The sequence below is a fragment of the Streptomyces sp. NPDC048644 genome, from assembly GCF_043199105.1.
In the GTDB taxonomy this organism is placed as follows: domain Bacteria; phylum Actinomycetota; class Actinomycetes; order Streptomycetales; family Streptomycetaceae; genus Streptomyces.
Map to the genome: position 1 here is coordinate 190,007 of NZ_JBICVO010000006.1, position 25,868 is coordinate 215,874.

General features: G+C 71.8%; 28 protein-coding genes and 1 riboswitch. Of the genes, 13 read left to right on the forward strand and 15 right to left on the reverse strand.

The window, feature by feature from the left end:
- Window positions 1-324 precede the first annotated feature (324 nt).
- The 4 genes from ACGFNI_RS15915 to ACGFNI_RS15930 form a co-directional block, all read right to left on the reverse strand.
- Window positions 325-897 carry a DUF6344 domain-containing protein gene (locus tag ACGFNI_RS15915; protein WP_393684161.1) on the reverse strand — a complete coding sequence of 191 codons (573 nt, stop codon included), beginning with the start codon at window positions 895-897 and terminating at the stop codon, window positions 325-327.
- A gap of 246 nt (window positions 898-1,143) precedes the next feature.
- A complete protein-coding gene (locus tag ACGFNI_RS15920; RefSeq protein ID WP_393684163.1) occupies window positions 1,144-1,581 on the reverse strand; it encodes a DUF5994 family protein in 438 nt (145 codons plus the stop codon).
- 19 nt (window positions 1,582-1,600) lie between these two features.
- Window positions 1,601-2,617 carry an acyl-CoA desaturase gene (locus ACGFNI_RS15925; protein ID WP_393684164.1) on the reverse strand — a complete coding sequence of 339 codons (1,017 nt, stop codon included), beginning with the start codon at window positions 2,615-2,617 and terminating at the stop codon, window positions 1,601-1,603.
- A 21-nt stretch (window positions 2,618-2,638) separates the two neighbouring features.
- Window positions 2,639-2,878 (reverse strand): hypothetical protein, encoded by a 240-nt coding sequence (locus tag ACGFNI_RS15930; RefSeq protein WP_393684166.1) that lies wholly within the window; start codon window positions 2,876-2,878, stop codon window positions 2,639-2,641.
- 282 nt (window positions 2,879-3,160) lie between these two features.
- On the opposite strand from ACGFNI_RS15930, the gene ACGFNI_RS15935 reads away from it, so the two are divergent.
- Window positions 3,161-3,616, forward strand: coding sequence for a tellurite resistance TerB family protein (locus ACGFNI_RS15935; RefSeq protein WP_393684640.1), 456 nt, complete (start codon window positions 3,161-3,163; stop codon window positions 3,614-3,616).
- Window positions 3,617-3,719: 103 nt separating this feature from the next.
- On the opposite strand, the gene ACGFNI_RS15940 is transcribed toward ACGFNI_RS15935, so the two are convergent.
- A complete protein-coding gene (locus ACGFNI_RS15940; protein WP_393684168.1) occupies window positions 3,720-4,295 on the reverse strand; it encodes a TerD family protein in 576 nt (191 codons plus the stop codon).
- Between the two features lie 221 nt (window positions 4,296-4,516).
- On the opposite strand from ACGFNI_RS15940, the gene ACGFNI_RS15945 reads away from it, so the two are divergent.
- From ACGFNI_RS15945 to ACGFNI_RS15970, 6 genes are all read left to right on the forward strand, one after another.
- The gene (locus tag ACGFNI_RS15945) at window positions 4,517-5,056 is read left to right on the forward strand and encodes a BlaI/MecI/CopY family transcriptional regulator (protein ID WP_393684170.1); all 540 of its coding nucleotides are present in this window, start codon (window positions 4,517-4,519) and stop codon (window positions 5,054-5,056) included.
- A 3-nt stretch (window positions 5,057-5,059) separates the two neighbouring features.
- Window positions 5,060-6,007, forward strand: a complete 948-nt coding sequence (locus tag ACGFNI_RS15950; protein WP_393684171.1) for a M56 family metallopeptidase — start codon at window positions 5,060-5,062, stop codon at window positions 6,005-6,007.
- Window positions 6,008-6,290: 283 nt separating this feature from the next.
- Window positions 6,291-6,539 (forward strand): hypothetical protein, encoded by a 249-nt coding sequence (locus tag ACGFNI_RS15955; RefSeq protein ID WP_393684172.1) that lies wholly within the window; start codon window positions 6,291-6,293, stop codon window positions 6,537-6,539.
- Between the two features lie 192 nt (window positions 6,540-6,731).
- The gene (locus ACGFNI_RS15960; RefSeq protein WP_393684642.1) at window positions 6,732-8,060 is read left to right on the forward strand and encodes an LCP family protein; all 1,329 of its coding nucleotides are present in this window, start codon (window positions 6,732-6,734) and stop codon (window positions 8,058-8,060) included.
- Between the two features lie 185 nt (window positions 8,061-8,245).
- Entirely contained in the window at window positions 8,246-8,731 is a 486-nt protein-coding gene (locus ACGFNI_RS15965; RefSeq protein WP_393684173.1) for a hypothetical protein, read from the forward strand.
- A gap of 459 nt (window positions 8,732-9,190) precedes the next feature.
- Entirely contained in the window at window positions 9,191-10,249 is a 1,059-nt protein-coding gene (locus tag ACGFNI_RS15970; RefSeq protein WP_393684174.1) for an aldo/keto reductase, read from the forward strand.
- Window positions 10,250-10,354: 105 nt separating this feature from the next.
- Here the strand turns inward: ACGFNI_RS15970 and ACGFNI_RS15975 are convergent, their stop codons facing one another.
- The 4 genes from ACGFNI_RS15975 to ACGFNI_RS15990 are packed head-to-tail and all read right to left on the reverse strand — an operon-like array spanning window position 10,355 to window position 11,705.
- Window positions 10,355-10,588, reverse strand: coding sequence for a hypothetical protein (locus ACGFNI_RS15975; RefSeq protein ID WP_393684176.1), 234 nt, complete (start codon window positions 10,586-10,588; stop codon window positions 10,355-10,357).
- 15 nt (window positions 10,589-10,603) lie between these two features.
- On the reverse strand, window positions 10,604-11,074 hold the full coding sequence (locus ACGFNI_RS15980) for a hypothetical protein (protein WP_393684178.1): 471 nt from the start codon (window positions 11,072-11,074) through the stop codon (window positions 10,604-10,606).
- On the reverse strand, window positions 11,071-11,313 hold the full coding sequence (locus ACGFNI_RS15985; RefSeq protein WP_393684179.1) for a hypothetical protein: 243 nt from the start codon (window positions 11,311-11,313) through the stop codon (window positions 11,071-11,073). Before ACGFNI_RS15985 ends, ACGFNI_RS15980 begins: the two co-directional genes overlap by 4 nt.
- Entirely contained in the window at window positions 11,310-11,705 is a 396-nt protein-coding gene (locus ACGFNI_RS15990; protein WP_393684181.1) for an ATP-binding protein, read from the reverse strand. The genes ACGFNI_RS15985 and ACGFNI_RS15990 overlap by 4 nt, the downstream gene beginning before the upstream one ends.
- A 300-nt stretch (window positions 11,706-12,005) precedes the next feature.
- On the opposite strand from ACGFNI_RS15990, the gene ACGFNI_RS15995 reads away from it, so the two are divergent.
- Complete coding sequence (locus ACGFNI_RS15995) at window positions 12,006-12,866, forward strand: helix-turn-helix domain-containing protein (RefSeq protein WP_393684183.1); 861 nt, start codon at window positions 12,006-12,008, stop codon at window positions 12,864-12,866.
- Window positions 12,863-13,057 carry a DUF397 domain-containing protein gene (locus ACGFNI_RS16000; RefSeq protein ID WP_393684185.1) on the forward strand — a complete coding sequence of 65 codons (195 nt, stop codon included), beginning with the start codon at window positions 12,863-12,865 and terminating at the stop codon, window positions 13,055-13,057. The genes ACGFNI_RS15995 and ACGFNI_RS16000 overlap by 4 nt, the downstream gene beginning before the upstream one ends.
- Before the next feature lie 81 nt (window positions 13,058-13,138).
- On the opposite strand, the gene ACGFNI_RS16005 is transcribed toward ACGFNI_RS16000, so the two are convergent.
- From ACGFNI_RS16005 to cobN, 5 genes are all read right to left on the reverse strand, one after another.
- Window positions 13,139-14,248 (reverse strand): methyltransferase domain-containing protein, encoded by a 1,110-nt coding sequence (locus tag ACGFNI_RS16005; RefSeq protein ID WP_393684187.1) that lies wholly within the window; start codon window positions 14,246-14,248, stop codon window positions 13,139-13,141.
- Between the two features lie 285 nt (window positions 14,249-14,533).
- On the reverse strand, window positions 14,534-15,382 hold the full coding sequence (locus tag ACGFNI_RS16010; RefSeq protein WP_393684188.1) for a helix-turn-helix domain-containing protein: 849 nt from the start codon (window positions 15,380-15,382) through the stop codon (window positions 14,534-14,536).
- A gap of 15 nt (window positions 15,383-15,397) precedes the next feature.
- Window positions 15,398-15,922, reverse strand: a complete 525-nt coding sequence (locus tag ACGFNI_RS16015; RefSeq protein WP_393684190.1) for a DUF6879 family protein — start codon at window positions 15,920-15,922, stop codon at window positions 15,398-15,400.
- Entirely contained in the window at window positions 15,903-16,136 is a 234-nt protein-coding gene (locus tag ACGFNI_RS16020) for a hypothetical protein (RefSeq protein ID WP_393684191.1), read from the reverse strand. Before ACGFNI_RS16020 ends, ACGFNI_RS16015 begins: the two co-directional genes overlap by 20 nt.
- A 101-nt stretch (window positions 16,137-16,237) precedes the next feature.
- Window positions 16,238-19,876 (reverse strand): cobaltochelatase subunit CobN, encoded by a 3,639-nt coding sequence (gene cobN, locus ACGFNI_RS16025; RefSeq protein ID WP_393684193.1) that lies wholly within the window; start codon window positions 19,874-19,876, stop codon window positions 16,238-16,240.
- A 37-nt stretch (window positions 19,877-19,913) separates the two neighbouring features.
- A riboswitch (cobalamin riboswitch) is annotated at window positions 19,914-20,049 on the reverse strand.
- A gap of 124 nt (window positions 20,050-20,173) precedes the next feature.
- Between cobN and cobG the strand changes: the two genes are divergently transcribed.
- The 4 genes from cobG (at window position 20,174) to ACGFNI_RS16045 (ending at window position 25,079) form a co-directional block, all read left to right on the forward strand.
- A complete protein-coding gene (gene cobG, locus ACGFNI_RS16030; protein ID WP_393684194.1) occupies window positions 20,174-21,577 on the forward strand; it encodes a precorrin-3B synthase in 1,404 nt (467 codons plus the stop codon).
- Window positions 21,578-21,635: 58 nt separating this feature from the next.
- Window positions 21,636-22,262 (forward strand): precorrin-8X methylmutase, encoded by a 627-nt coding sequence (locus ACGFNI_RS16035; protein WP_393684196.1) that lies wholly within the window; start codon window positions 21,636-21,638, stop codon window positions 22,260-22,262.
- Window positions 22,263-22,264: 2 nt separating this feature from the next.
- A complete protein-coding gene (locus ACGFNI_RS16040) occupies window positions 22,265-23,860 on the forward strand; it encodes a precorrin-2 C(20)-methyltransferase (RefSeq protein ID WP_393684198.1) in 1,596 nt (531 codons plus the stop codon).
- Between the two features lie 814 nt (window positions 23,861-24,674).
- Window positions 24,675-25,079, forward strand: a complete 405-nt coding sequence (locus tag ACGFNI_RS16045; protein WP_393684199.1) for a hypothetical protein — start codon at window positions 24,675-24,677, stop codon at window positions 25,077-25,079.
- A gap of 20 nt (window positions 25,080-25,099) precedes the next feature.
- On the opposite strand, the gene ACGFNI_RS16050 is transcribed toward ACGFNI_RS16045, so the two are convergent.
- Window positions 25,100-25,867: a cobalt-precorrin-6A reductase gene (locus ACGFNI_RS16050; protein WP_393684643.1), complete on the reverse strand. Its 768-nt coding sequence runs from the start codon at window positions 25,865-25,867 to the stop codon at window positions 25,100-25,102.
- Window position 25,868 lies beyond the last annotated feature (1 nt).

Genomic DNA, 25,868 nt, shown 5'->3' on the forward strand with positions numbered 1-25,868 from the left:
GCGGGCCGCAACGGCTCCATCGGCGCGGGGTGTTCACGCGCCGCCCGGTGCGCCGGCCCGGCCTGCCGCGGCTCACGATGCCGCGTCGGCCGTCTGCTGCTGCGTCTGCTGCTGCTGCACGCCCCGGGCTGCGTCTCCGGGCGCGGTGGTCGTGTGACACGGACGGGCCGCGGGTGGTCCTGGTAGACCATCGCGGCCGATTCTTCCGTCAACTCCGTTGTGACTGCGGAGAGTTGTGCTGCCGCGCGGCGCTTGGAGGCGCCGCGCACCCGGCGTGCGTGCGAGGGGTGCGGCCCGGATCCCCGTGGCGGGGCGGGCCGGAGGTCAGGTGGTGCACGCGTGGTGTTCGCGACTGCGGGCGGCGGGGATGGCCGCCGGACTCTCGTCCTCGTCGGCCGACCCCTGCCGCGCGCCGTCGGCCGAGACGGTCGGCAGCGGTTCGACGCCGGTGGCCAGGCGGCTGCGTGAGGTGGGCGATGAGCCGTGGGCCTCGGCGCGGATCCGCTGCTTGATCGTGGGCGGCAACTGCGGTCTGCCGTGGGCGCGCATCGCGGGGACGAACGGGCCTGCGGTGAAGCCGGGGGGCGCAAGGGGGAGTGCCGCGGGTGCCCGCCGGGCGCGGGAGCCGACCGGTGCGGCGGGCTCCGGGATGCTGCCGCGCCGTACGGGTGCGGCATCCGGAGCCGCCGGTGCGGGTACCGGTGCGGCGGGTACCGGTGCGGCGGGTGCCGGGACGGTCGCCGGGTTGTACGGGGCGGCACCGTGCAGCATGTCGCCGTAGAGAGCGGCCCGGCGGCACGCGGCTGCGCCGGGTGCGGCGTAGCGGAACGTCGCCAGCAGCCTGCCGAGCACCGCAAGGCACACCGCCCAGAACTTCATGACCTTGGTCGCAGCCATGGCCCCTCGCTTTCCGTGAGTGGTCCCGGCGGATGGACCGCCGGAATCCGTGTCGGGTCTGTTGTGCTTTCTCATGATGAGTACGCAATGCGAGGATCCGAGGACCGACGCCCCCGCAGAGCCGTTCTTCGGATGAACACCACCCGTACGCAGTAGCGGGGGCGGGGCGTGGCCCTGCGGGGAGCGGAAAAGCGGGGTGCGCGAGTGGTTCTGACCAGGCGTCAGGGCAAGGGCGGGTAGGGCGGTTCAGTCCGCGGGGACGTCGCCCGCCGCCATCCCCGCCAGGGTGCGTACGGCGTCCGGCTCGGGTGTGCCGGGCGGGACCACCAGGAGGTCCCAGCGGCCGATTCCCGCGGCGACCAGGCAGAGGGTGGGCGGGCCCGGCCGGTCGGGGATGCGGCGGAGGCGGACGACGTGGCCGGCGACGGGGGTGAGGGTGGGCAGCGGGGCCCACAGGGCGCCGTTCGCGGTGACGTGGGTGATCCGCGGCCAGTCGAAGGGCAACGCGGGGAGCAGCTCGGGGAGTTCGGCGGCGAGGTCGGTGCGGTGCGGCCACCAGGCGCCGTCGATGCGCCGGGGCACGCCGCCCGGCGGGGCGATGGCGAGCCGGGCCACGGGCGGCGGGGACTGGTGGTGTGCAGGGGGCTGCCGGTGCCCGGGGGCGGTTCCTAGGAGGGTGGCCATGGTGTGCTCCAGAGAGAGCCTAGGCGTGGTCGGCCCCGGTCCTGCGCGCCTCCAGGCGGGCCGGGTCGGGCCACCGCACGTCCCACACCCATCCGCAGCGTTCGAAGAGGCGGATGACGGCGGCGGACGGGTCGAGCTGGCCGCGGTCGACGCCGTGCCGGGCGCAGGTCGGGTCCGCGTGGTGCAGGTTGTGCCAGCTCTCGCCGAACGACAGCAGGGCCAGCGGCCAGAGGTTCGTCGCGCGGTCGTGCCTGCGGGTGCGGAACGGGCGCTCGCCGATCACGTGGCAGAGCGAGTTGACGCTCCAGGTGACGTGGTGCAGCAGCGCGATCCGCAGGAAGCCCGCCCACAGCAGGGCGGTCAGGCCGGTGACCACGCTGCCGCCGATGGCCCAGCCCAGGAGGAACGGCAGACCGAGGGTGACCAGACAGAGCAGCGGGAACGCCTTGTCCACCGCGCGGATGCCGCGGTCGGCGAGCAGGTCGGGGGCGTACCGCTGGTGCGAGGTCGGGTCGTTGCCGAAGAGCCAGCCGATGTGCGAGTGGACCAGGCCGCGCAGTTGTCCGCGCAGGCTGGTGCCGTAGCGGTAGGGGGAGTGCGGGTCACCGGGGCGGTCGGTGAAGGCGTGGTGCCTGCGGTGGGTGGCGACCCAGTCGATGACGTCGCCCTGGAAGCTCAGCGATCCGGCGACGGCGAGCGCGACGCGCAGCGCGGGGGCCGCGGTGTAGCTGCCGTGGGTCAGGCCGCGGTGGAAGCCGATGGTGACGCCGAGGCCGGAGACGACGTAGAGCACCGCGGCGATGACGAGATCGGTGGTGCTCACCGCGCGTCCCCACAGCAGCGGGATGGCGAGGCCGAGGCCGATGAAGGGGGCGACGACGATGACGGCGGTCACCGTGACGTACAGCCGCCGGCCCCTGTCGGGCGGGTTCGCGGGGCCGTCGGGGAACGGCTGCGTGCCGTCGTAATCCTGTGAAGGGCGGCCGGAACCCGGTGCGGGGGTCCGTGAGGTGGTGGTCGGGGGACGGTCAGCCACGGCAACTCCACGGGTCGGGGTTCATCGTTGACTTCCCGGCCTGCGGGGAGGGGAGGGCGGCGGCGGGCCTGCCGCGTGCGCTCCGGGGTGGGCGGCGCCGCCGCGCGATCCCTTGCGCATCCGGAGCCGGAAGGACGGCAGCAGGGCGGCGTACTTGTGCGTCGCGAGCCGGCCTGCCTGCTGGGCGTTGACCCGGGCGATGAAGAGCACGCCCAGTGCGATCAGTGCCAGCAGGACGATCACCGTCACCACGGTCTGCATGCAGCTCACCTCGCTCGGGTGGAACGCCGTATCCGTCCGCGTGCCCGGTGGCTGTGCGTCTCGGGGGCCGACCGACACCCGTACCGGCACGCGAACGACTTCCGGTGCCTCCACCGTACTCCGGACTTGTCGGCTATCACCCGAATCGCCGGAATGGCACTGGCCGGAGTCCCCGGCGCCGACGGACCCCGTCCCGTCGGAAAACTTCTACAACATTGTAGATTTTACTGAGACATGACCTGCGCCAGCGACCCGAGCCGGCCGGACGACAAGGAGATTTCCATGGCCCTGTGGGACCGGATCAAGGATTCCGCACAGACGATGCAGACCCAGCTCGTCGCCAAGAAGAACGACCTCAAGAGCGGCGCCTTCCGGGACGCGAGCATGGCGATGTGTGCCCTGGTGGCCGCGGCCGACGGCTCGATCGACCCGTCCGAGCGCCGCCGGGTCGCCCAGCTCATCGCCAGCAACGAGGTGCTCCAGAACTTCGCCGCCGACGACCTCCAGCGCCGCTTCGACGGCTACCTGGACAAGCTGACCGCCGACTTCGACTTCGGCAAGGTCGCCGTGCTGCAGGAGATCGGCAAGGTGAAGAAGAAGCCGGTCGAGGCGCGTGCGGTGATCCAGATCGGCATCGTCATCGGCGGCGCGGACGGCGACTTCGACAAGACGGAGCAGGCCGTGGTGCGCGAGGTGTGCTTCGCGCTCGACATCGCGCCCACCGAGTTCGACCTCTGAGACGGACCGGTCGCGGCCTCTGAGAAGCGCGAAGGCGGCGGGGGAGGGAACGCTGCCGTCCCCTCCCCCGCCGCCGTTTCCGGCGTTTCCGGCGTTTCCGGCGTCAGACGTTGACGCCGAAGTCGGCCGCGATGCCCGCGAGGCCGGAGGCGTACCCCTGGCCGACGGCGCGGAACTTCCACTCCGCGCCGTGCCGGTACAGCTCACCGAAGACCATCGCGGTCTCGGTCGAGGCGTCCTCGCTCAGGTCGTAGCGGGCCAGTTCGGTGCCGTCGGCGCGGTTGACCACGCGGATGAAGGCGTTGCGGACCTGGCCGAAACTCTGCCCGCGGCTCTCGGCGTCGTGGATGGAGACCGGGAAGACGATCTTCGCGACCTCCGCGGGCACGTCGGTCAGCGCGACGTTCACGGACTCGTCGTCGCCCTCGCCCTCGCCGGTGAGGTTGTCGCCGGTGTGCTGCACCGAGCCTTCGGGGCTGGCGAGGTTGTTGTAGAAGACGAAGTGCCGGTCCGATACGACCTTGCCCGCCTCCGAGCAGAGCAGGGCGCTCGCGTCCAGGTCGTAGTCCGCGCCCGTCGTGGTCCGTACGTCCCAGCCGAGGCCGACCGTGACCGCCGTCAGTCCGGGCGCTTCCTTCGACAGCGAGACGTTGCCGCCCTTGGCCAGCGAGACTCCCATGGCTTTCCTCCAGGTGTGCCGGTCTGTGCCTTCCTGCCGTGCACGCCGGTTCGCCGCCGGGCGGCCCGCCGGCGTGCGGCAGCTTAAAATCTACAGGACTGTAGAAGTTGGCGACGGGGAGCGGACCGGAAACCGCGCACCTGACCGCGGGAATCCGGCCCCCGTAAGATGCCCCGGCGCCCCGTCCGAGCGGGGCGCCGGCACGAACGGGAGGCGGCGGCATGGGCGGGAAGTCCTTCGGGAGGGCGCTCGGCGACCCCTCACCGGAACGCTCCGGCAGACACCGGGACGCCTTCGGGCCCGGCCAGGAGCGCGCCCGCCGGCGCGGGCAGGGCGAGCTGGAGGCGCAGGTACTGGCCGCGCTGCACCACGCCGCAGGACCGGTGTCGGCCGCCTGGGTGCAGGAACGGCTCGGCGGTGACCTGGCGTACACGACGGTGATGACGATCCTCTCCCGGCTGCACGCCAAGAAGGCCGTCACCCGCGAGCGGTCGGGCCGCGCCTACCTGTGGACGCCGGCCGCCGACGAAGCCGGTCTCGCGGCGCTGCGGATGCGCCGGGTCCTGGACGGCGAGCCGGACCGGGACGCCGTCCTGACCAGCTTCGTCTCGGCGCTCTCGGCACACGACGAGCAGGTGCTGCGGGACCTGCTGGGCGGGGCGGCCGACGGACCGCCCGAGGGCGCCGACGGAGCGGACGGCACCCGCGAGGGCCGGCCGGACACCGGTCCCCCTCGCCCAGGGCACACCGGCGGGCACTGACCTGTGGGCCTCTTCGTCTTCCTCCCCCTGGTGCTGCCGCTCACCGCGCTGCCGATCGCCCGGCTCACCGAACAGCACCTCCACCCGCGCGCCACCACCCGCCTGCTGACCCTGCTCTCCGTCGTGCTCGGGCTGTGCAGCACCCTCTGCCTCGGCCTGCTGATGGTCGTCGGCACCGCGCAGCTGCCGGGCAATCCCCTGCCGGACGCCTGGTCGGACCCGGAGGTGCGGGCCGCCGTGCCGTACGCGGAGATCGCCGGCAGCGCCGCCATCGCCGCGCTGGCCGCCGCGCTCATCGCGTGCTCCCGCGCGCTGCGCAGGCACCGCAGGATCCGCGACCGCGCCCATCACGCGCTGGCCGCACTGCCGCCGGGCGGCGACCCCGCCGTGCTGCCCGACGAGGCCCCGTACGCCTACGCCGTCCCCGCGGCGCCCGGCCGCCCCGGCCGGATCGTGGTCTCGCGGGGGATGCTGCGCAGCCTGGACGGGAACGAGCGGCGGGCCCTGGTCGCCCACGAGCGTGCGCACCTGAACTGCCGTCACCACCGCTATCTGCTCGCCGTACGGCTGGCCGGCTGCGTCAACCCGCTGCTGCGTCCGCTGCGTTCGGCGGTCGCCTTCAGCACCGAGCGCTGGGCGGACGAGGAAGCCGCCCACGTCGTCGGGGACCGGCTGCTGACCGCGCGCGCCGTCGGCCGGGCGGCGCTGATCGGGCGGGCGGCGCCGTATCCGGAGCTGGCGCACTTCGCCGCGGCGGAGGCGGGCCCGGTGCCGCGGCGGGTGGCGGCGCTGCTGGCGCCCGTGCCGCAGGACCGCAGCTGGCCGCCGGCGCTGACCCCGGCCGGGCTCGCCGCGCTGATCGCCGCGGCCGGCACCGCGGCATCGGCGCTCGCCTCGCTCAACTCGGTGGTGGCGCTGTTCCTCATCCTGAAGGCCGCCACGCCTCTGTGAGACGGGCCGCTCCGGGCGGGATGGTGCGTAACGCGCGTACCGGCCGCCCCGTCCGCCCCCGCCCGTGCCATTCTCTGGGCGTAACTCCCGTGCGGGGAACGGAAATCGGCACGACAGCGGGAACCCGGCCCCGGACGCGCTCGTTGAGCGCCGTATGTGATGCCCTGCCCGAAAGGCGCGCACCCTGTGACCTGTCGCACATCAGCCAACTTCTACAAAGCTGTAGATATTGCCGGTAAGGTGGTCACCCACACAGGCACAACAGGCGTGGGCGGAGGGGGAGATGGCGACACGGTGCGAACTCCCCGGCTGCGACTGCCTGCCTCCGGAGGCAGAGGTGCAGTGGGTCTACCAGCCCGTGGAGGTCCGGTACCCGGACGGACGCTGGCGGCTTGGCCGGATCAGCGCCTGGTGGACGGACGAGACCGGCGAGTTGTGGTGCCGGCTGCGCACGAACCCGGGCGACACCGGCCCGCGCTGGTTCCGCTACGACCCCGAAGCGATCCGCACCCTCCCCAGCGCCGGCATCTGACCCGCCCGCTGCCGTCACCTCCCGATCCCACGGCCGCCGGCGCCGTTCCTCCCCCGAAGCATCCGCAGGACGAGAAGGGCCACCGGCGTGCATGACAGGCAGACGACCCGACGCGCCACCCGCTCCGCCCACAAGGCCGCCCCCGCGGGCCGCGCCGGGCGCAAGGGCAACGGCAGGTCGGGCAAGTCCCGGATGACCCGCCGAGGCCGCATCCTCGTCTGGACCGGCGCGGTCCTGGGCGTCGTCATCCTCGGCACGGCCGGCGTCGGCGCCTGGGTGTACCAGCACCTCGACGGCAACATCCACGGCGTGGACGTCGGGCTCGACGGCGACCGGCCCGCCAACCTCAGCCCCGGCTCCAAGAACATCCTGGTGGTCGGCTCCGACAGCCGCGCAGGCGGCAACGCCAAGTACGGCAAGGGCCTGACCACCATGCAGTCGGACACCCTGATGGTGCTGCACGTCTCGGCCGACCGTAAGTGGGCCACCGCGCTGTCCTTCCCGCGCGACTCCTGGGTGCAGATCCCCGCCTGCCAGCGCGGCAGCGGCAGCCGGTCCACCCCGCACCACTTCAAGATCAACGAAGCGTTCTCGATCGGCGGCGACAGCGGCGACATCGGCAAGGCCGCGGCCTGCACGATCAAGACCGTCGAGAAGAACACCGGGCTGCGCATCGACCACTTCACCTCGGTCGACTTCCAGGGCTTCAAGGGCATGGTCAACGCGCTGGGCGGCATAGAGGTCTGCCCGAAGCAGGCCATCCACGACAAGAAGGCGCACCTCGACCTCGACGCCGGCTGCCAGAACGTCAAGGACGAGAAGGCGCTCGGCTACGTCCGCACCCGCTACAGCGTCGGCGACGGCTCCGACCTCGGCCGCATCGGCCGCCAGCAGGAGTTCATGAAGGCCATCGCCGCCAAGGCCCAGTCCAAGCTGACCAGCCCCGGCGACCTCTACGGCTTCCTCGACTCGGCCACCAAGTCGATCACCACCGACCGCGACCTGGAAGGGCTCAAGCCGCTCTACGACCTCGCGGCGACCGTCAAGGACATCCCCACCGACCGGCTCACGTTCCTGACCGTCCCCAACTACCCGCGCGAGGCCGACGTCCCCACCGACCGGGCCAACGTGATCTGGCAATACCCGCAGGCCGGCGACCTGTTCAGCGATCTCGCGCACGACCGGGAGATCGGCGCGGCCGGCAAGAAGAAGCTGGCCGACGCCGCCAAGTCCCCGATAACCGCCCACTCCGTACGGGTCCGCGTACTCAACGGCACCGGCACACCCGGCCACGCGGCCACCGGCGCCGCCCGCCTCCGCGCCCTCGGCTTCACCGTCACCACCACCGGCAACGGCCCGGCCACGGACACCACCGCCATCACCTACCCCGCGAGCCTCAAGACCCAGGCCGAGATCCTGGCCGCCCGGCTGCCCGGCACCAAGGCCACGCAGTCCGCGGACGCGACACCGGGTGAAGTGACCCTGACCGTCGGGCCGGACTTCTCCGCGACGGAGGGGTAGGACCCGCCGTTCGGACCGGGCTTTCGGCGTGGCAAACCAGCCGCCCACCCGATATCACTCATACGGATTTCTCCGGCAACTCAAAAGTGGTAGTTCGATATACAGCCGCAGGAATGCCTAGGCACTCTGATGGCGCCGCGCCAACCACGGCGCGTGGCGCATGAAGTGACTAGGAGAACCTTCACATGTCGGAGAAGACCGATCAGTTGAAGCAGCAGTTGCTTGAGTCGCAAATCGAGGACCTCAAGAAAGAAAACGAACAACTCAGGAACGAGAACGCAAGCCTGAAGAACCAGCAGTCCGTACCGAGCCAGTCGGGCCCGTCGGGCGGCGGTTCGAGCCCCGCCAAGAAGCAGGGTGTCAGGCTCACCGCGTCGTCGACGAAGGGCACCATCGGCGGCCAGGCCAGCGGCAAGTGCAAGGCCACCCTCCTCGACAAGGACGGTGAACCGATCGAGGGCGAGACGATCTTCTTCAAGATCGACGGCAAGGACCTCGGCCAGCAGATCACCGACGGCAACGGCGTCGCGGAAATCGACTCCGGTTCACACCTCGGCGATCCCCTGCTCTGGGGCAAGGCCCTCAGCAACGGCTACCAGGCCGTCTTCAACGGCACCAAGGACTACAAGCCCGCCACCGCCAACGCCACCGTCGAACCCGGCATCTTCTGAGCCTTACGGACCGGCCGACGCTGGCACGCCGAAGCTACGCAGCAGCACCGAAGTCACCGAATCAATACGGCCTGTTCCCTTACGGCATGGATTCATGAAATACCGAGACCTGGCTCCGCCGTGTGCACGGCGGAGCCAGGCTTTTTGCGCGCCGGGAAGAGAAGGCCCCGAAGAGGCGACCACCGGTCCCGTATATACCCGAAGCCAACCGGGAGTTGCCTCCCGAAGGAGCGTGTTCAGCGCACGCACTCACCTCTCACACAGAACCCGTGACCCGTAACCCATAACCCGTAACCCGTAACCCGTAACCCATTGTTCCCGACAGGGAATCCCGGAAATACCCACGCCAACACCCCTCTCCTCCCCTTGCCTTGGAGTCCACTCCAACACCTAGCCTCACTCCCGAATCACCGGCGGGCCCGCCACGGCGCACCGCCGTCCCCCACCGAAAGGGACACCGTGCGGTACACGCTGTTCGGCAGGACCGGCCTGCGGGTGAGCGAACTCAGCCTGGGCACCATGACGTTCGGCGACCCCGAGGGCTGGGGCATCGGCAAGGAGACCAGCGCCCGCCTCGTGGACGCGTACGCGGACGCGGGCGGCAACTTCATCGACACGGCCAACAACTACACCGGCGGCAACGCCGAGACCATCGTCGGCGAACTGCTCGAAGGCCGGCGGGACACCTTCGTGCTCGCCACGAAGTACACCTGCGCGACCCGTAAGGGCGACCCCAACGCGGCGGGCAGCCACCGCAAGAACCTCGTCCAGTCCCTGGAAGCCAGCCTGCGGCGGCTGCGCACCGACCACGTCGACATCCTCTGGGTACACGCGCGGGACCACTTCACCCCGGTCGACGAGGTGATGCGGGCGCTGGACGACGTCGTACGCGCGGGAAAGGCGCTCTACATCGGAGTGTCCGACTGGCCGGCCTGGGAGATCGCCCAGGCGAACACCCTCGCCGACCTCCGCGGCTGGACGTCCTTCGCCGGCTCGCAGCTGCGCTACAGCCTCCTGGAGCGCACGCCGGAGCGCGAACTGCTCCCGCAGGCCCGCGCGTTCGAACAGGCCGTCCTCGCCTGGGCACCGCTGGCGGCCGGCAAGCTGACGGGCAAGTACCGGCGCGGCGAGAGCGGCCGGCTGACCGCCGACGGCCAGGGCGACCGTCCGGACGCCACCGATGACGTGACCCTCACCGCCGTCCTGGACATCGCCGAACAGGGCGGCTGGAGCCCCGCCCAGGTGGCCCTGGCCTGGCTGCGCTCCCGCCCCGGCACCGTCATCCCCCTCATCGGCGCCACCAAGGAATCCCAGCTGGCCGACAACCTCGGCAGCGTCGACGTCACCCTCGACGCGGACACCCTCGCCCGCCTCGACGCGGCGAGCGAGATCTCCCTCGGCTTCCCGCACGCCTTCCTGCGCGAGCCCCGCGTCATGGAGAACGTCTACGGCGACCGCTGGCCCGACATCGAGGACCGGCGCGCGACGTACCGGCGGACGGCACGGGGGATCGAGTAGCCGCCCCCTGACCGGCCGCAGCCCCGCCGGGGTACCGTGCCGCGAGGGCCGCCGCCCCGGTGGTCGATCGGGGCGGCGGCCCTCCTGCGCACGCGTGTCGGTGCGTCAGCGGCACCGCTTGGCCTGGGCGTAATAGACGTCTGCCTTCTTGTTGTAAGCCCGCGACTTCTTCTTGCAGGCGATGGCCTTCTTCTTGTGGCCGACCCCCATCTCGTGCCTCGCCTCGGCCGCGTACTTGATGGAACGCGGCAGGACACCGCGCGCAGCGGACGGGGGTGAGGACGAGTCGGCGTCCGCCTCGTGCGGTGTGGCGCGTTCCCGCACGGCCTCTGCGCCCAAAGGTACGGGTCCGCCTCAGCCCTCACCCTCCAAGTCCCCCTCCGCTTCCAGGAATGCCTCACGGAGGGCGACCATGCCGTCCCCGGCGACCAAAGGCATACCGAACCCGTCCGGTCGCACGTTCCCGCCCCCGCACACCGACCCCTCCCGCACAGCCATGCGCAGGAACCGGACGGGCTGCGCCGTCCACTCCACCCACGTCGCTCCGCAGCTGAGGGCCAGTCCGCAGGGCACCCCGAGGTGCAGGGCGACCATGGCATCCGCCCGCTCCTGCGCGTCCAACGTGCCGATCACCCGTTGCTGTTCGGCCTCGGGGAGACCGGCAGCCATCTCCTCCGCGTCGGCCGTGATGTGAAGCACGGCGAACACCGGGCTGTCCGTGGCGAGGGATGCCCACGAGGCGACCGAGTCGGCCTCCTTGGAGCGGTACACGTACCGCTCGCACCAGAATCCGGGGGCGACGAGGCCGTCCGGTGCCGTCGTCATACCGCGCTCCACAGCGCCTCCTCCGCCCACCGCTGCTCGGCCGGATCCGCCAGCCACGCCCGCACAGTCCCGTCGTACGGGACACCTAACTGCTGCGCCACCTGCTCCGCCCGCCGACGTACCCAGGCCAGGGCCCCACCCGGCGAGTACGCCACCGATCCACCGAGCCCGATCTCGCCACCTCCCGGGTACCGGGCCATGGCGTGCACCCGATAGGTGACCGGTTCCGGCCTCTTCATGGAAGCCGCGGGGACGGTCGAAAGCAGCCCAACGACCTTGCCTCGACGGCTACTTCGACCCACACGGTCTTTCCGATGACGTGCCGTTCGACGCCCCAGCCATCCGCCAGGACGTCCACCAACATCAAGCCACGCCCACATTCCTCGTCCTCCTCGACCTTCTCGTTGACCACGGGCTGCTCGTCACTCCCGTCCTGCACCTCAAGCCGCAACCGGTCGCCCACCACCGCGCACCGCATCCCCACCAGCGGTATGACGGCACCCCGTGCCTTCACCGCATTGGTAACCAACTCGGACACCAACAGCTCGGCCGTACCTGCCGCTTCCTCCCCGACACCCCACTCCCGAAGTCGGCGCCGCAGCGCCTTACGGGCCCGAGCGACGCTTCGCACGTCAGCGGGTAAGTAGTGGGAGAGGACGGGGAGTTGGGGTGATGTTGCGGGTCGGGTGCGTGTGGACATGGCCACCACCTCGGGAGCGCGACTGGGGATCCCCGCCGCACCACCGAAAGCCGGTGGGTGAGCGAGGCGACACCTAACGTGACACCGACCACGACCCCGGCGCAATGAGATCTGGAGAATTAATTCCCCAGAGTGACAAGCCCTTCGAGGTTGCAGAGCGAAGTTGCGGCACCGCAGACTGTTCGCAGCGCTCAGGGAAGGGCAGAAGTGACGACTCAACAGACAAGTGCCGTGCGGAAATCCACCGTGCTGGGCAGGAAGCTGGGTGGAGAGCTGCTGAAGCTCCGCGTTGCGCGAGGTCTGACTCAGCCCCAGGCGGCAAAGCATCTGACGGCCACGCAAACCAAGGTCGCCAAGATAGAGCGCGGTGCCGTGCCCGTACGTGACCCAGACCTTCACGCGCTCTGTGACCTGTACGGCCTGGAACGTGTCGGGCCGGCAAGGGATCGACTGCTGGCCCTCGCGAAGGCGGACCGCGAACGCCGCCGCGCAAAAGGCTGGTGGGAGGAGTACACAGATCTCGGTGACCTGCTGGAGTACATCCAGCTTGAGGCCGGGGCATCCCGGATTCGCACCTTCCAGAACCAGTTGGTCCCCGGTCTCCTGCAGACACCCGAGTACGCCCGTGCCGTAGTTGTCGCCGATGACGTGTGGGAGGACCCGGACGAGGTCGACCAGTTCGTGTCGGCACGGATCGACAGGCAGGCGCGGCTGATGGAGGACAAGCCCTTGGAGCTGTGGGCGGTCCTCTCCGAAGCCGTCCTACGACAGCAGGTCGGCGGGCCAACGGTGATGCGCGGGCAACTGGAACGTCTCCTCGATGCATCCACCATGCCCAACGTCAAGCTTCAGGTATGGCCGTTCGAGGCTGCGGCCCACGCGTCGATGAGCGGTCCGTTCGTGATCGTGGGCTTCGAGGAACCGGCCGCATTGGACGTTGTCCATGTGGAAACCGCTGGTTCCAGGCTGTGGCTGGAGCGTGAGGAGGATGCGAACAGGCACCGAGGGCTGTTCGATAGCGTGCGCAGGCAAGCTCTGTCCCCCGACGACACCCGCGCCCGACTGGCCAGCTTCATCAAGGAGTACCGGTGACTGCATTCGAGTTTCACAAGTCCAGCTACAGCGGTTCCCAAGGGGAGTGCGTAGAGGTCGCCCGGAACGTCCCCGGAACCACGGCCGTGCGCGACAGCAAGGACCCGGCGGGCCCTCGACTCGCCTTCACCGGCGCTGCCTGGGACTCGTTCGTCCGGACGCTGAAGAGCGACGATGCCATAGCCATCTGAGCCGGCAACAGCAGAAGGAAGCCCCCGGTCCCATGGGCCGGGGGCTCACGTCACACCAGCAGCCGCTCCGCCCGTCCCGGACTACGGTCGCCCGATCACTTCGCGCGGATCGTCCAGCCACACCCGCTGCCCGTCCCCGTCCACCGACAGGCCGAACCGGGACCGCTCCGGCTTCCCTAGTTCGTGCCACCGCAGAAACTGCTCTCGCACCTCGTCCCAGAGGGCGCGGGGCCCGTACTGCTCCACCTCGTACGGCTCCCTGTCGGGGACGTATTCCACGGTCGCCCATGACCGCCCGTCGTCGGAGAAGAACCACAGCGTCGCTTCGCCGCTGCCGTCGTCCGCCTCCCACCAGCGATACCAGGCGTCGGTGACCCGCAGGCCGGTGAGGAAGGCCGGGGCGTCCTGGATGACGTTCTGCGGCGGGATGTCCGTCGTGCTCGTCTCACCCCGCTCCCCCCGGTAGAGATCGGCGATGCGGCCGGCCCCGGCCCGCCGGGTGCGGTCCCACATGAAGGCCGGATAGCCGGAGAAGCTGCCCTGAGCCTCGCCGCCCTCGACGTCCAGCGTGGCGTAGGAGCCGCTGAAGAAGCTGCTGCCCCATGGGGTGACGATCCTGCCCTCGGGGCACTGCTCCAGCCAGGACGGCGGCACGTGGCGCATGGTGCAGGTGCAGATGATGCGGTCGTAGGGCGCTCCACCCGGGTACCCGTCGTGCGCGGTGCCGAGGGCGGCCGTCGGGCGGAAGCCGGCGCGCTTCAGGTTCGCCACCGCGGTGGACAGCACCGCTGCGTCGAGCTCCACGCTGGTCACCCTGTCTTCGCCCAGCCGATGGCACAGCCAGGCGGCGTTGTATCCCGTGCCGGTGCCGATCTCCAGCACCCGGTGCCCTTCCCGTACGTCGAGCAGACCGAGCATTTCCAGCATGATCGACGGCATGGAGGAGGACGAGGTGGAGAGCCTGAACTCCCCTTCGGGTGTCGGCCTCCCGTCGTTGACCTGCGTGACGAGAGGAGCGTCCGCGTAGACCGCCCGCAGCCAGCCCTCGGGGCCGGTGGAGAAATCGTTCCCCTCGCACACCTCCGGGATGAACAGCGCGCGGTCCACCGAGGCCACCGCCTCCTGCCAGTCGGGCAGCAGCGCTCCCTTGCTCCGCAGCGCCTCGACGAGCCGCTGGTGCGTCGCCGTCATCGGGCCTCACTTCTTCGGAGGCTCGTAGGGCTTGGTCGGCCCCGGCGGCCTGTCGCGGTGACCGTCGCTGTCGGAGGTATCGGGCCTGCCGGAGTGGTCTCCGCCCTTCTTGCCCATGGGTGCCTCGCTTCCTGTCGTTCACGGCTGTGGCGTGACGGATCGAAGCCGCGGCACGGGAGAACTCCTCCCGCGCCCTTAGGGGTGCCCCGTCGACCGCCTTGACGCTAACGACGGTATGTATGTGGGGAGTTGACGGTCCACGATGTTGCACGCGGTTGCACGGATTCACCCGAGCGAGTCGATCGCCCTCGTGATGCACGCGCGTGCTTCGGGACCGCGAACGGCAATCTTCGACAGTTCTCCGAAGGCTTTCAGGTACGTACGGATTTCGCCGGGGGCAGTGAGGTTGATCTCCGCCGTCAACGTCTCCACGGCCACTTGAGAGTCATCGAAGGCGTAGAACGCTTCCAGGGGCCAGACCGTGCGACGAGCGCCGAACGGGATCACGCCGAGTGCGACATTCGGCTGTGCCATCACTGACAGCAGGTAGCCGAGTTGTCCCGCCAAAGCCGCGTCATCACTCACGCGGTAGTAGAGAACCGCTTCCTCCAGCACCAAGGCAAAGCGGTGGTCGCCCTGCCGTACTACGCGAGAGCGGTCCAGGCGGGCCTGCACGGCGTCCGAGACGTCGTCCGGGGTGTCCTGGAAGTCTGTGATGGACCGCAGTAGGCCCGTGGCGTACTCGGCCGTCTGAAGCATCCCCGGTACAAGGTTGGAGGCGTAGACGCGGAAGTGGCGGGTCCGTTGGTAGAGGGGCACCGTCTGTTCATGGACGCGGCGCATCCCGTCGCGGTGGATCTGCCGCCATTCCACGTACATGGACTCAGCATTGCGCGACGCGGCGATCAGATCTGCGATCTGGTCGTCAGCACCGCAGGCCACGCACCAAGCGCGGATATCTGCGTCCGATGGCGGGGTCTTGCCCCGGACGATCCGCGAGGACTTCGACTTGTGCCAGCTGCACCGGGCGGCGAGTTCATGCCCCGTGAGCCCGGCGTCCTTCATGATGCCGTGCAACCGGGCCGCCACCGCGGTGCGTGCCGCTTGGGCGCTGGAGAGCGGGGACGAGGACATGAACCGGCCGCTGTGTCAGACGCTGTACTTCTCGTGCGGGATTCCGCGCTCCCACACCGCTTCGAACGCTGACGCACAGAGCTGAGCGACCGCAGGGTCATCGGACCGGTCGGTGTGCACCCACCGGCTGTTCCCGTCAAAGATGTTGAATTGGACCAGCCGGCCGTCGAACAGCCAGAAGTCGTTCCCCGGCAGGGCCAGGTCTGATGCGTGACGCCGAGGCAGCCAGCGAATCTGTTCACCCGCCGCAACGTTCGTGAAGGTTCCCGAGTGCTCAAAGCGGATGTAGTCGCTCACCGGCTCCGAAACGATCCGAGCGCGACGCATCACCACACCCTTGCTCGTGACTTCCTGTACAAGGTCAAGCCATGGCCGCCACCACGACTCGCGGTTGTCAGGGTCGAGGCGGTGCCCCTGCCGCCACTCCGCGAACCCGTCGACCTCGTTCTCCACGCCGTACGCGTCCCGCATCTCCAGATGGACGGCTGACCGCTCGGCCGCGCGGAGAAGGTCAGCAAAGCTAGTCAAGCTCTGCGACATCAAGCGCCTCCCTGAGAAGCGGGATCATCCGCTTCGGCACCCGGATCACCGCTTCGTGGCCGGGTACCGCAACGTCCAACGAGCTTTCGCTCGTGGTGCGCTCATCCGCCTTCCACCCTTGGAAGAGGAGATCCTTTGTGTCCTCATCGACCCACACGGCGGGAGAGCCGTGATCCCCGGACTCCGGATCTTTACCGACGAACCGCAGTGCCATGACAACCTCCGCCGTCGAGCGCGTTGCGTCTGGTTGCACGACCCTCGCCCTCCGGAGCGGCCCGGGTCAAGAGGGCTCGTTCCGGAGGGCAGGCCGGGCGGTCAGCCCTCCCCCTCCAGATCCCCCTCCGTCTCCAGGAATGCCTCGCGGAGGGCGGCCAGGGTCTGGGCGTCCGGCTTTTCCCACATGCCGCGGGATTCGGCTTCGAGGAGGCGTTCGGCGATGCCGTGGAGGGCCCAGGGGTTGGCTTCCTGGAGGAAGGCGCGGTTTTCCGGGTCCAGGACGTAGGTCTGGGCGAGCTTGTCGTACATCCAGTCGGCGACCACGCCCGTGGTGGCGTCGTAGCCGAAGAGGTAGTCGACGGTGGCGGCGAGTTCGAAGGCGCCCTTGTAGCCGTGGCGGCGCATCGCCTCGATCCAGCGGGGGTTGACGACGCGGGCGCGGAAGACCCGGGAGGTCTCCTCGACGAGGGAGCGGGTGCGGACCGTCTCGGGGCGGGTGGAGTCGCCGATGTACGCCTCGGGGGCCTTGCCCTTGAGTGCCTTGACGGTGGCGACCATGCCGCCGTGGTACTGGAAGTAGTCGTCGGAGTCGGCGATGTCGTGTTCGCGGGTGTCGGTGTTCTTGGCGGCGACGGCGATCCGCTTGTAGGCCGTTTCCATCTCGTCGCGGGCCGGGCGGCCTTCGAGGCCACGGCCGTAGGCGTAGCCGCCCCAGACGGTGTAGACCTCGGCGAGGTCGGCGTCGGTGCGCCAGTCGCGGGAGTCGATGAGCTGGAGGAGGCCCGCGCCGTATGTGCCGGGGCGGGAGCCGAAGATGCGGGTGGTGGCGCGGCGTTCGTCGCCGTGGGCGGCGATGTCGGCCTGGGCGTGGGCGCGGATGTAGTTCTCGGACGCCGGCTCGTCCAGCCCGGCCGCGAGCCGTACGGCGTCGTCCAGGAGGCCGATGACGTGCGGGAACGCGTCGCGGAAGAAGCCGGAGATGCGGAGCGTGACGTCGACGCGGGGGCGGCCCAGCTCGGCGGCGGGGATGGCCTCCAGGCCGGTGACGCGGCGGGATGCGTCGTCCCAGACCGGGCGGACACCCAGCAGGGCGAGCGCCTCGGCCACGTCGTCGCCCGAGGTGCGCATGGCGCTGGTGCCCCAGAGGGAGAGGCCGACGGAGGTGGGCCAGTCACCGTTGTCGGAGCGGTAGCGCTCCAGGAGGGAGTCGGCCAGCGCCTGGCCGGTCTCCCAGGCGAGGCGGGACGGGACGGCCTTCGGGTCGACGGAGTAGAAGTTGCGGCCGGTCGGCAGGACGTTGACCAGACCGCGGAGGGGGGAGCCCGACGGGCCCGCGGGGACGAAGCCGCCGTTGAGCGCGTGGACGGCGTGGGCGATCTCGTCGGTGGTGCCGGCCAGGCGGGGCACGACCTCCTGGGCCGCGAAGGTGAGGATGGCGGTGACCGGTTCCCGCTGGGCGGGCGGGAGTCCGGCGGTCACGCGCTCCGCAGCGGCCGGATCCCAGGCGGCGTCCTCCATCGCCTGGACGAGGGCGCGGGCACGCTCCTCGGTGTCGTCGGCGGCGGTGCGGGTCGCCGCGGACTCGTCGAGGCCGAGTGCCTCGCGCAGGCCGGGGAGGGCGGAGGTGCCGCCCCAGATCTGGCGGGCGCGGAGGATGGCCAGGACGAGGTTGACGCGGGCCGCGCCGGTGGGGGCGCCGCCCAGGACGTGCAGGCCGTCGCGGATCTGGGCGTCCTTGACCTCGCACAGCCAGCCGTCGACGTGCAGCAGGAAGTCGTCGAAGCCGTCGTCGTCCGGGCGGGCTTCGAGGCCGAGGTCGTGGTCGAGCTTGGCGGCCTGGATGAGGGTCCAGATCTGCGCGCGGATGGCGGGCAGCTTGGCCGGGTCCATGGCGGAGATCGCGGCGTACTCGTCGAGGAGCTGTTCCAGGCGGGCGATGTCGCCGTACGACTCCGCGCGCGCCATCGGCGGGACGAGGTGGTCGACGAGGGTGGCGTGGACGCGGCGCTTGGCCTGGGTGCCCTCGCCCGGGTCGTTGACCAGGAAGGGGTAGATGAGGGGGAGGTCGCCGAGTGCGGCATCCGGGCCGCAGGCGGCGGACAGGCCGGCGTTCTTGCCCGGCAGCCACTCCAGGTTGCCGTGCTTGCCGAGGTGGACCATGGCGTCGGCGCCGAAGCCGCCGTCGTCGGCGGACGCGGCGATCCAGCGGTAGGCCGCCAGGTAGTGGTGCGAGGGCGGCAGATCGGGGTCGTGGTAGATCGCGATCGGGTTCTCGCCGAAGCCGCGCGGCGGCTGGATGAGGACGAGGAGATTGCCGCGGCGCAGGGCGGCGAGGACGATGTCGCCCTCGGGGTCGCGTCCCGGCTCGCCGGCGTGGCTGCGGTCCAGGAACATCTCGCCGGGCGGCGGGCCCCAGTGCTGCTCGACCGATGCGCGCAGTTCCTGCGGGAGCGTGGCGTACCAGCGCTTGTAGTCGGCGGCCGGGATGCGGACGGGGTTGCGGGCCAGCTGCTCCTCGGTGAGCCATTCCTGGTCGTGGCCGCCGGCCTCGATCAGGGCGTAGATCAGCTCGTCGCCGTCGCCCGACGCCAGGCCCGGCACCTCTTCGGTGCCGAAGTCGTAGCCCTCATCGCGCAGTCGGCGCAGCAGGGCCACGGCCGACGCGGGGGTGTCAAGGCCGACGGCGTTGCCGATGCGGGAGTGCTTGGTGGGGTACGCGGACAGCACCAGCGCGAGGCGCTTGTCGGCGGCCGGGATGTGGCGCAGGCGGGCGTGCCTGACCGCGATGCCGGCGACGCGGGCGGCGCGCTCGGGGTCGGCGGCGTAGGTCGGCAGGCCGTCCTCGTCGATCTCCTTGAACGAGAACGGGACGGTGATCAGGCGGCCGTCGAACTCCGGGACCGCGATCTGGGTGGCGGCGTCGAGCGGGGACAGGCCCTCGTCGTTCTCCTCCCAGGCGGCGCGGGTGCCGGTCAGGCACAGGGCCTGGAGGATCGGGACGTCCAGTCCTGCCAGCGCGCCCGCGTCCCAGGACTCGTCGTCGCCGCCCGCGGACGCCTCGGCGGGCTTGGTGCCGCCGGCGGCCAGGACGGTGGTGACGATGGCGTCGGCCGGGCGCAGCGCGTCGATCAGCTCGGGCTCCGGCGCCCGCAGCGAGGCGACGAAGAGCGGCAGCGGACGGCCGCCGGCCTGCTCGATCTGCGCGCACAGGGCGTCGACGAAGCCGGTGTTGCCGCTCATGTGGTGGGCGCGGTAGTAGAGCACCGCGACCAGCGGCCCTGCGAGGTCCGTACGGGCGCCGGGGCGCTCCAGCTCTCCCCAGGACGGGGCGGGCTCCGGCGGCTCGAAGCCGTGGCCGGTCAGCAGGACCGTGTCGGACAGGAAGCGGGCGAGCCGGCCGAGGTTGGCGGGGCCGCCGTGCGCGAGGTAGGCGTGCGCCTCGGCCGCGATGCCGACCGGGACCGTGGACGCCTCCATCAGCTGCGCGTCGGGGGCCTGTTCGCCGGTGAGGACGACGACCGGGCGGTGCTGGCCTGCGGCGAGCAGCACCTCCAGGCCCTCTTCCCAGGCGCGGATGCCACCCAGGAGACGCACGACGACGAGGTCGGTGCCCTCCAGCAGCGCGGGCAGCTCACCGATGTCGAGCCGGGCGGGGTTGGCGAGCCGGAACGGCACGGGACCGGTGGCAGCGCGGGCGCTGAGCAGGTCGGTGTCGGATGTCGACAGCAGCAGAAGCATGCGAGCGCAGGGCCTTCCTCGGGGTGTCCGCGCCCCGGGTGGGTCGTAGAGACGGCGGGAGTTCCTGGCTCGCCCGGAGGGTGTCCGGGTTCACAGTGGCGGGACCGCGCCGGATTCTCACCGGGCTTCCTCCCTGGCGCCGTCGCTGGCGTCCGGTGGGCCAGCTGACCCACCGACCTGCATAGTAAGGGCTGCGCCCGACGTGCGGGAGGCCGCATCCGCACCGGCCGTCCGCCCCCTCCCCTGGCGGCCCGGCTCACGACCTGACCCGCACCCGACGTCGGTATGCTCGCCGCCATGCCGCCCTCCCCCTCCCTCCGGCCCCAGCGGGCCACGACGCCGCCGCGCGACCGCGGTGACGCCTGCCCGGGAGCGCTGCGGCTGCACGCGGCGGCGGACGGTGCGCTGGCCCGAGTCCGGGTACCGGCCGGGCAGTTGACGCTGCGTCAGACGGCGGCGCTCGCGGACGCGGCCGAACGGCTCGGGGACGGCCGGATCTCCCTCACCTCGCGCGGCAACGCCGAACTGCGCGGCCTGTCCGACGGCTGCGGCCAGGAGCTGGCTGCACTGCTGTCAGGCGCCGGGCTGCTGCCCTCCGCCCGCCACGAACGCGTCCGCAACATCCTCGCCTCACCGCTCGCGGGCCTCGACCGCCGCACCCCCGCTGACGTGCGGCGCTGGGCCGGAGAGCTGGACGGGCTGCTGTGCGCGAGCGACGTCGCGCCGCAGCTGTCGGGCCGATTCCTCTTCGTCCTGGACGACGGCAGGGGCGATGTGGCGGCGCTCGGCGGCGATGTGACCTTGGTCGCAGAAGCCACCGAGTCGGCCGGGACGACCGGCGGCGCCCTCCTCTTCCTGGGCACCCCCGACGACGTCCTGGACACCGCCGACGGCTCCCCCGCTGCCCTGCGGATCGCAGGACCCGACGTGCCGCGGGCCGCGCTCACCGCCGCCGAGCACTTCCTGGCGGCGGCGGACGGCACCGGCGCCTGGCGGGTCCGCGACCTGCCGGCCGACCGGATGCCGACCGTCCGCGAAACCGGCGAGCGGCTGCGGGCGGCCGGCGTCGCCGCCGCGTACGTGCCGCCCGGCGACGTACCCGCATACCGCGAGGCGCCGTCGTACGGAGAGGCCGCCGCGCCCGGCATCGTCGAAGGACCCGGCGGCTCGGCGCTCAGCGTGCAGCCGCCGCTGGGCCGGCTGACCTGCGCCCAGTGGCGGCTGCTGACCGACGTGGCGGCCACCGACGGCGACGGCACGCTGCGCCTGACCCCCTGGCGCGGGGTGATCGTCCCCGGCCTCGCGCCCGCCACCGCCGCACGGCGGCTGCCGGAACTGGCCGCCGCCGGGCTGATCACCGACCCCGCCTCCCCCTGGCACCGGATCGGCGCCTGCACCGGCCGCCCCGGCTGCGCCAAGTCCCTGACGGACGTACGGGCGGACGCCGCGGCAGCCGTCGCGGCCGATGCCACCGGGGCCGAAGGGCTGCTGCCCGTCCAGTGGTCCGGCTGCGCGCGCCGCTGCGGCCACCCGCACGGCACCTGGATCGACGTCCTGGCCGCCGGCGACGGCTACCGGGTGTCCGTCGTACGGCCCGGGGCACCACCGGCGCCGGTCGCATCCGGCGTCACCGCGCGGCAGGCGGCAGGCGCCGTCGCCGCCGCCAGGGCCGCGGCCTCCCCGGCGCCGTCGGGCCACTGACCGCGCCCACCCGCCGTTTGCCACCCACCCACCACCGACCCACCACACCGAGGGCACCGTGTTCGACTACGAGAAGGACGGGGCGGCGATCTACCGCCAGTCCTTTGCCACCATCCGCGCCGAGGCGGACCTCGCGGGGCTGCCCGCCGACGTCAGCCGGGTCGCGGTCCGCATGATCCACGCCTGCGGCATGGTCGACCTCGTACGCGACCTCGCCTACACACCCGGCGTGGTGGCGAGCGCGCGCGAGGCACTGCACGCCGGAGCGCCGATCCTGTGCGACGCCAACATGGTCGCCAGCGGCATCACCCGCAAGCGGCTGCCTGCGGACAACGAGGTGCTGTGCACCCTCGCCGACCCGTCGGTGCCCGCGCTCGCCGCCGACCTGGGCACCACCCGCAGCGCCGCGGCGATGGAGCTGTGGCGGGAGAAGCTGGACGGCGCGGTGGTCGCCATCGGGAACGCGCCCACCGCGCTGTTCCGCCTGCTGGAAATGATCGAGGAGGGCGCACCGCGCCCGGCGGCGGTCGTCGGCATCCCCGTCGGCTTCATCGGCGCGGCCGAGTCCAAGGACGCGCTCGCCGCCCATCCGTCGAAGCTGGACCACATCGTGGTGCGCGGGCGGCGCGGCGGCAGCGCCATGACCGCAGCCGCGATCAACGCCATGGCGAGCGAGGAAGAGTAAGCGTGAGCGAGCAGCAGCCCGATGGGCAGTCCGACGGCGGCGTGCGCGGGGAGCGGCCTGCGGGCCGTCTGTACGGCGTGGGGCTCGGCCCAGGCGACCCGTCCCTGATGACCGTGCGGGCCGTGCAGGTCATCGCCGATGCGGACGTGGTGGCGTACCACAGCGCCCGGCACGGCCGGTCCATCGCGCGGTCCATAGCGGCCGAGCACCTGCGCGCCGACCACATCGAAGAGGCGCTGGTCTACCCGGTCACCACGGAGTCGACCGATCACCCCGGCGGCTACCGGGGCGCGCTGGACGCGTTCTACGAGGAGTCCGCGGCCCGGCTCGCCGTGCACCTCGACGCGGGCCGCACGGTCGCCGTCATCTCCGAGGGCGACCCGCTCTTCTACGGCTCGTACCAGCACATGCACAAGCGGCTCGCGCACCGCTATCCGACCGAGGTCATCCCCGGCGTGACGTCCGTCAGCGCGGCGGCGGCCCGGCTCGGCACGCCGCTCGCCGAGGCCGACGAGGTCCTGACGATCCTGCCCGGCACCCTCCCGGAGGAGGAGCTGACGGCCCGCCTCGCCGCCACCGACGCGGCCGTGGTCATGAAGCTGGGCCGCACCTTCCCCGCCGTGCGCGGGGCGATGGAGCGCTCCGGCCGGCTGCCGGAGGCCCGGTACGTCGAGCGCGCCACCATGGCGGGCGAGCGCACCGGCCCGCTGGCGGACGTCGATGCGGACTCCGTCCCGTACTTCGCGGTCGCGGTGGTACCCAGCCGGATCGCCGCCCAGGCCGTACCGGAGGCGACGACGCCCGGCACGGGCACCGAAACCGATACGGATACCGCTGCGGATACGGGCACGGGCGAGGTCGTGGTCGTCGGCACCGGGCCCGCCGGGCCGCTGTGGCTGACGCCCGAGTCGCGGGGCGCGCTGGCCGCGGCCGACGACCTGGTCGGCTACACCACCTATCTGGACCGGGTGCCGGTCCGTCCCGGCCAGCTGCGGCACGGTTCGGACAACAAGGTGGAGTCCGAACGCGCCGAACTCGCCCTCGATCTGGCCCGCCGCGGCCGTCGGGTGGCGGTCGTATCGGGCGGCGACCCCGGGGTCTTCGCGATGGCCACGGCGGTGCTCGAAGTCGCCGCGCAGGAGCCCTACCGCTCGGTCCCGGTCCGCGTGCTGCCCGGCGTCACCGCCGCCAACGCCGCGGCGGCCAAGGCGGGCGCACCGCTCGGCCACGACTACGCGGTGATCTCGCTGTCCGACCGCCTCAAGCCGTGGGAGGTCATCGCCGAACGCCTGCGGGCCGCGGCCTCGGCTGATCTGGTGCTGGCCCTGTACAACCCCGGTTCGCGCAGCCGCACCTGGCAGGTCGGCAAGACCCGCGAACTCCTGCTGGAGCACCGCGCCCCTGACACCCCGGTCGTACTCGGCCGGGACGTCGGTGGCCCCGAGGAGTCCGTACGGATCGTGCGGCTCGCCGACCTGGATCCCGGCCAGGTCGACATGCGCACGATCCTGCTGATCGGCTCGTCCCAGACCCGGGCGGTACGGCGCGGTGACGGCACCGAGATCGTGTGGACGCCGCGGCGGTATCCGGAGGGGTGAGCCCGGTGTGCCGGTGGCCCGGCGCCAGTTCTCCAAATTGACCGAACTGTCGGCTGTTGTGCACGGACGGGTGGCACATTGTTGCTGTGCAGGCTCCCCGTGAGGGCGGATCCACCGCGTCCGCCCCCACGGAAGCCACGCACGCACCACGTGCATCGGCGGGGTGTGCCCTTGCCATCACGGCTCGAAACAGATGAAGTCGGAGAACCATGACCAGGTCTCACTCATGAGCCTTCGCGCAAGGCGACGCCGCACCCCGGCCACTCCCTGCCCGTCCTGTGGCGGCACCGACCTCCTCTGGGAGGACGAGGGCGTCTACGGCGGCGGCGCACTGCTGTGGTGGTGCGCCGACTGCCTGCACCAGTGGCATGCCGGCGACCACCCACCACCGGTACCGTCCCAGCGGCTCCTGCCACCGCCTCAAGGAGCGGGCGCGGGACCGGGGTTGCCGGGTCCGGCCCAGGCGCCGTCGCCGGTGCCGCCGAGGCCGGAACCGGTTCCGGAGGCGGGAACTCCCGCACTGGAGCGGCGACTTCCGGAACCGTACGTTCCTGGCCCGGGTCCTTCGGATGCGTATGCGTATGCGTATACGTACGTGACGGAACCGGGTGCTTCGGATGCATATGTGCCGGAGCCGTATGTATCGGAGCCGTACGTATCGGAGCCGTACGTTCCTGAGCCGTACGAGCCGGAGCCGTACGAGCCGGAGCCAAGCCCCCCGGCATCGAGCCTCCCGGTGGCCGGTCCCCCGGCGGCACGTCCCCCGGAGCCTGGCATCCCCCTGCCGCCTCCCGCCCGGAGCACCTCGGCCCCGATGCCTCCGCTGGCGCCCGTGCCGCTGGCCGGGCCCGTGCCGCTGTCCGGTCCCGTCCCGCTGCCCCCGCCCGCGCCGGACACCGGCCCGTTGCCCCAGCAGCAACCGCCCACCGCCCAGCCGCAGCCCGGCCCGGCCCCGCAGTCGGCGCCGTCACCCGCCCCTCCGGCGCCGTCACCCACGCCTCCGGCGCCGGCCGGGCAGCCCGCCACCGTCGCCGAGCGGACCATGTACGCGGCGGGTCTGGTGCCGCTCATCGCCTGCCCCGGCGCCTACGAGCCGTGGCCGTGCCGCTGTACGCACTGCGGCAACGAGGTCACCCCCACCTACCGTCAGGTCCGTGACGAGGGTCTGGGCTGCGCCTGCCGCGGCCCGCGCCGCCGCCGTCCGCCCCGTAAGCGCTGAGCCGCGGAGGAGTGCGGCGGTCAGGACAGCTGCCGCCGCACCCACCGGGCCGCTTCGGCAGGACCGGCCACCGTCGGCACGCCGTCCGGCGCCGGGGGGCGGGTGACGAGGACGACCGGGATCCCGGCCTCGCGGGCCGCGGCGAGCTTGGGTGCGGTGGCCGCGGCGCCGCTGTCCTTGGTGACGAGGACGTCGATGCGGTGGGCGGCGATGAGCGCGCGTTCGCCGTCGAGGGTGAAGGGGCCGCGGTCGAGCAGGGTGCGCATCCGGGGCGGGTGCGGGGCCTCGGGTGCGTCGACGGAGCGTACGAGGAACCAGAGGTCCGTGAGGTGCGCGAAGTGCGCGAGGCCCATGCGCCCTGTGGTGAGGAAGATGCGGCTGCCGAGGGCGGGCAGCGCGGCGGCGGCCTCGTCCAGCGAGGCCACCGGGTGCCAGTCGTCGCCAGGTCCCGGCACCCAGCCGGGGCGCCGCAGGGACAGCAGGGGAACATGGGCGGTGGCGGCGGCCTGCGCCGCGTGCAGACTGATCGTGTTGGCGAAAGGATGGGTGGCGTCGATGAGCACGTCCACCGCGTGCTCGCGCAGCCAGCGGGCAAGGCCGTCGGGGCCGCCGAACCCTCCGATGCGGACTTCCCCCACGGGCAGCCGCGGGGTGCCGACCCGCCCGGCGAGCGAGGACGTGACCCGCACCTCCGGGGCGGTCGCGGCCAGCTCGGCGGCCAGCTCACGCGCCTCCGTGGTGCCGCCGAGCACCAGTACGTGGCGGCCGGGACGCGGGACGGCAGGCACC

Bases quoted from the DNA above. Each gene is read 5' to 3' on its own strand.
- ACGFNI_RS15915 (WP_393684161.1), bottom strand. From the start codon at position 897: ATGGCTGCGACCAAGGTCATGAAGTTCTGGGCGGTGTGCCTTGCGGTG.
- ACGFNI_RS15920 (WP_393684163.1), bottom strand. From the start codon at position 1,581: ATGGCCACCCTCCTAGGAACCGCCCCCGGGCACCGGCAGCCCCCTGCA.
- ACGFNI_RS15930 (WP_393684166.1), bottom strand. From the start codon at position 2,878: ATGCAGACCGTGGTGACGGTGATCGTCCTGCTGGCACTGATCGCACTG.
- ACGFNI_RS15935 (WP_393684640.1), top strand. From the start codon at position 3,161: ATGGCCCTGTGGGACCGGATCAAGGATTCCGCACAGACGATGCAGACC.
- ACGFNI_RS15940 (WP_393684168.1), bottom strand. From the start codon at position 4,295: ATGGGAGTCTCGCTGGCCAAGGGCGGCAACGTCTCGCTGTCGAAGGAA.
- ACGFNI_RS15945 (WP_393684170.1), top strand. From the start codon at position 4,517: ATGGGCGGGAAGTCCTTCGGGAGGGCGCTCGGCGACCCCTCACCGGAA.
- ACGFNI_RS15955 (WP_393684172.1), top strand. From the start codon at position 6,291: ATGGCGACACGGTGCGAACTCCCCGGCTGCGACTGCCTGCCTCCGGAG.
- ACGFNI_RS15960 (WP_393684642.1), top strand. From the start codon at position 6,732: ATGACCCGCCGAGGCCGCATCCTCGTCTGGACCGGCGCGGTCCTGGGC.
- ACGFNI_RS15965 (WP_393684173.1), top strand. From the start codon at position 8,246: ATGTCGGAGAAGACCGATCAGTTGAAGCAGCAGTTGCTTGAGTCGCAA.
- ACGFNI_RS15980 (WP_393684178.1), bottom strand. From the start codon at position 11,074: ATGACGACGGCACCGGACGGCCTCGTCGCCCCCGGATTCTGGTGCGAG.
- ACGFNI_RS15985 (WP_393684179.1), bottom strand. From the start codon at position 11,313: ATGAAGAGGCCGGAACCGGTCACCTATCGGGTGCACGCCATGGCCCGG.
- ACGFNI_RS16005 (WP_393684187.1), bottom strand. From the start codon at position 14,248: ATGACGGCGACGCACCAGCGGCTCGTCGAGGCGCTGCGGAGCAAGGGA.
- ACGFNI_RS16010 (WP_393684188.1), bottom strand. From the start codon at position 15,382: ATGTCCTCGTCCCCGCTCTCCAGCGCCCAAGCGGCACGCACCGCGGTG.
- ACGFNI_RS16015 (WP_393684190.1), bottom strand. From the start codon at position 15,922: ATGTCGCAGAGCTTGACTAGCTTTGCTGACCTTCTCCGCGCGGCCGAG.
- ACGFNI_RS16020 (WP_393684191.1), bottom strand. From the start codon at position 16,136: ATGGCACTGCGGTTCGTCGGTAAAGATCCGGAGTCCGGGGATCACGGC.
- cobN (WP_393684193.1), bottom strand. From the start codon at position 19,876: ATGCTTCTGCTGCTGTCGACATCCGACACCGACCTGCTCAGCGCCCGC.
- cobG (WP_393684194.1), top strand. From the start codon at position 20,174: ATGCCGCCCTCCCCCTCCCTCCGGCCCCAGCGGGCCACGACGCCGCCG.
- ACGFNI_RS16045 (WP_393684199.1), top strand. From the start codon at position 24,675: ATGCCTCCGCTGGCGCCCGTGCCGCTGGCCGGGCCCGTGCCGCTGTCC.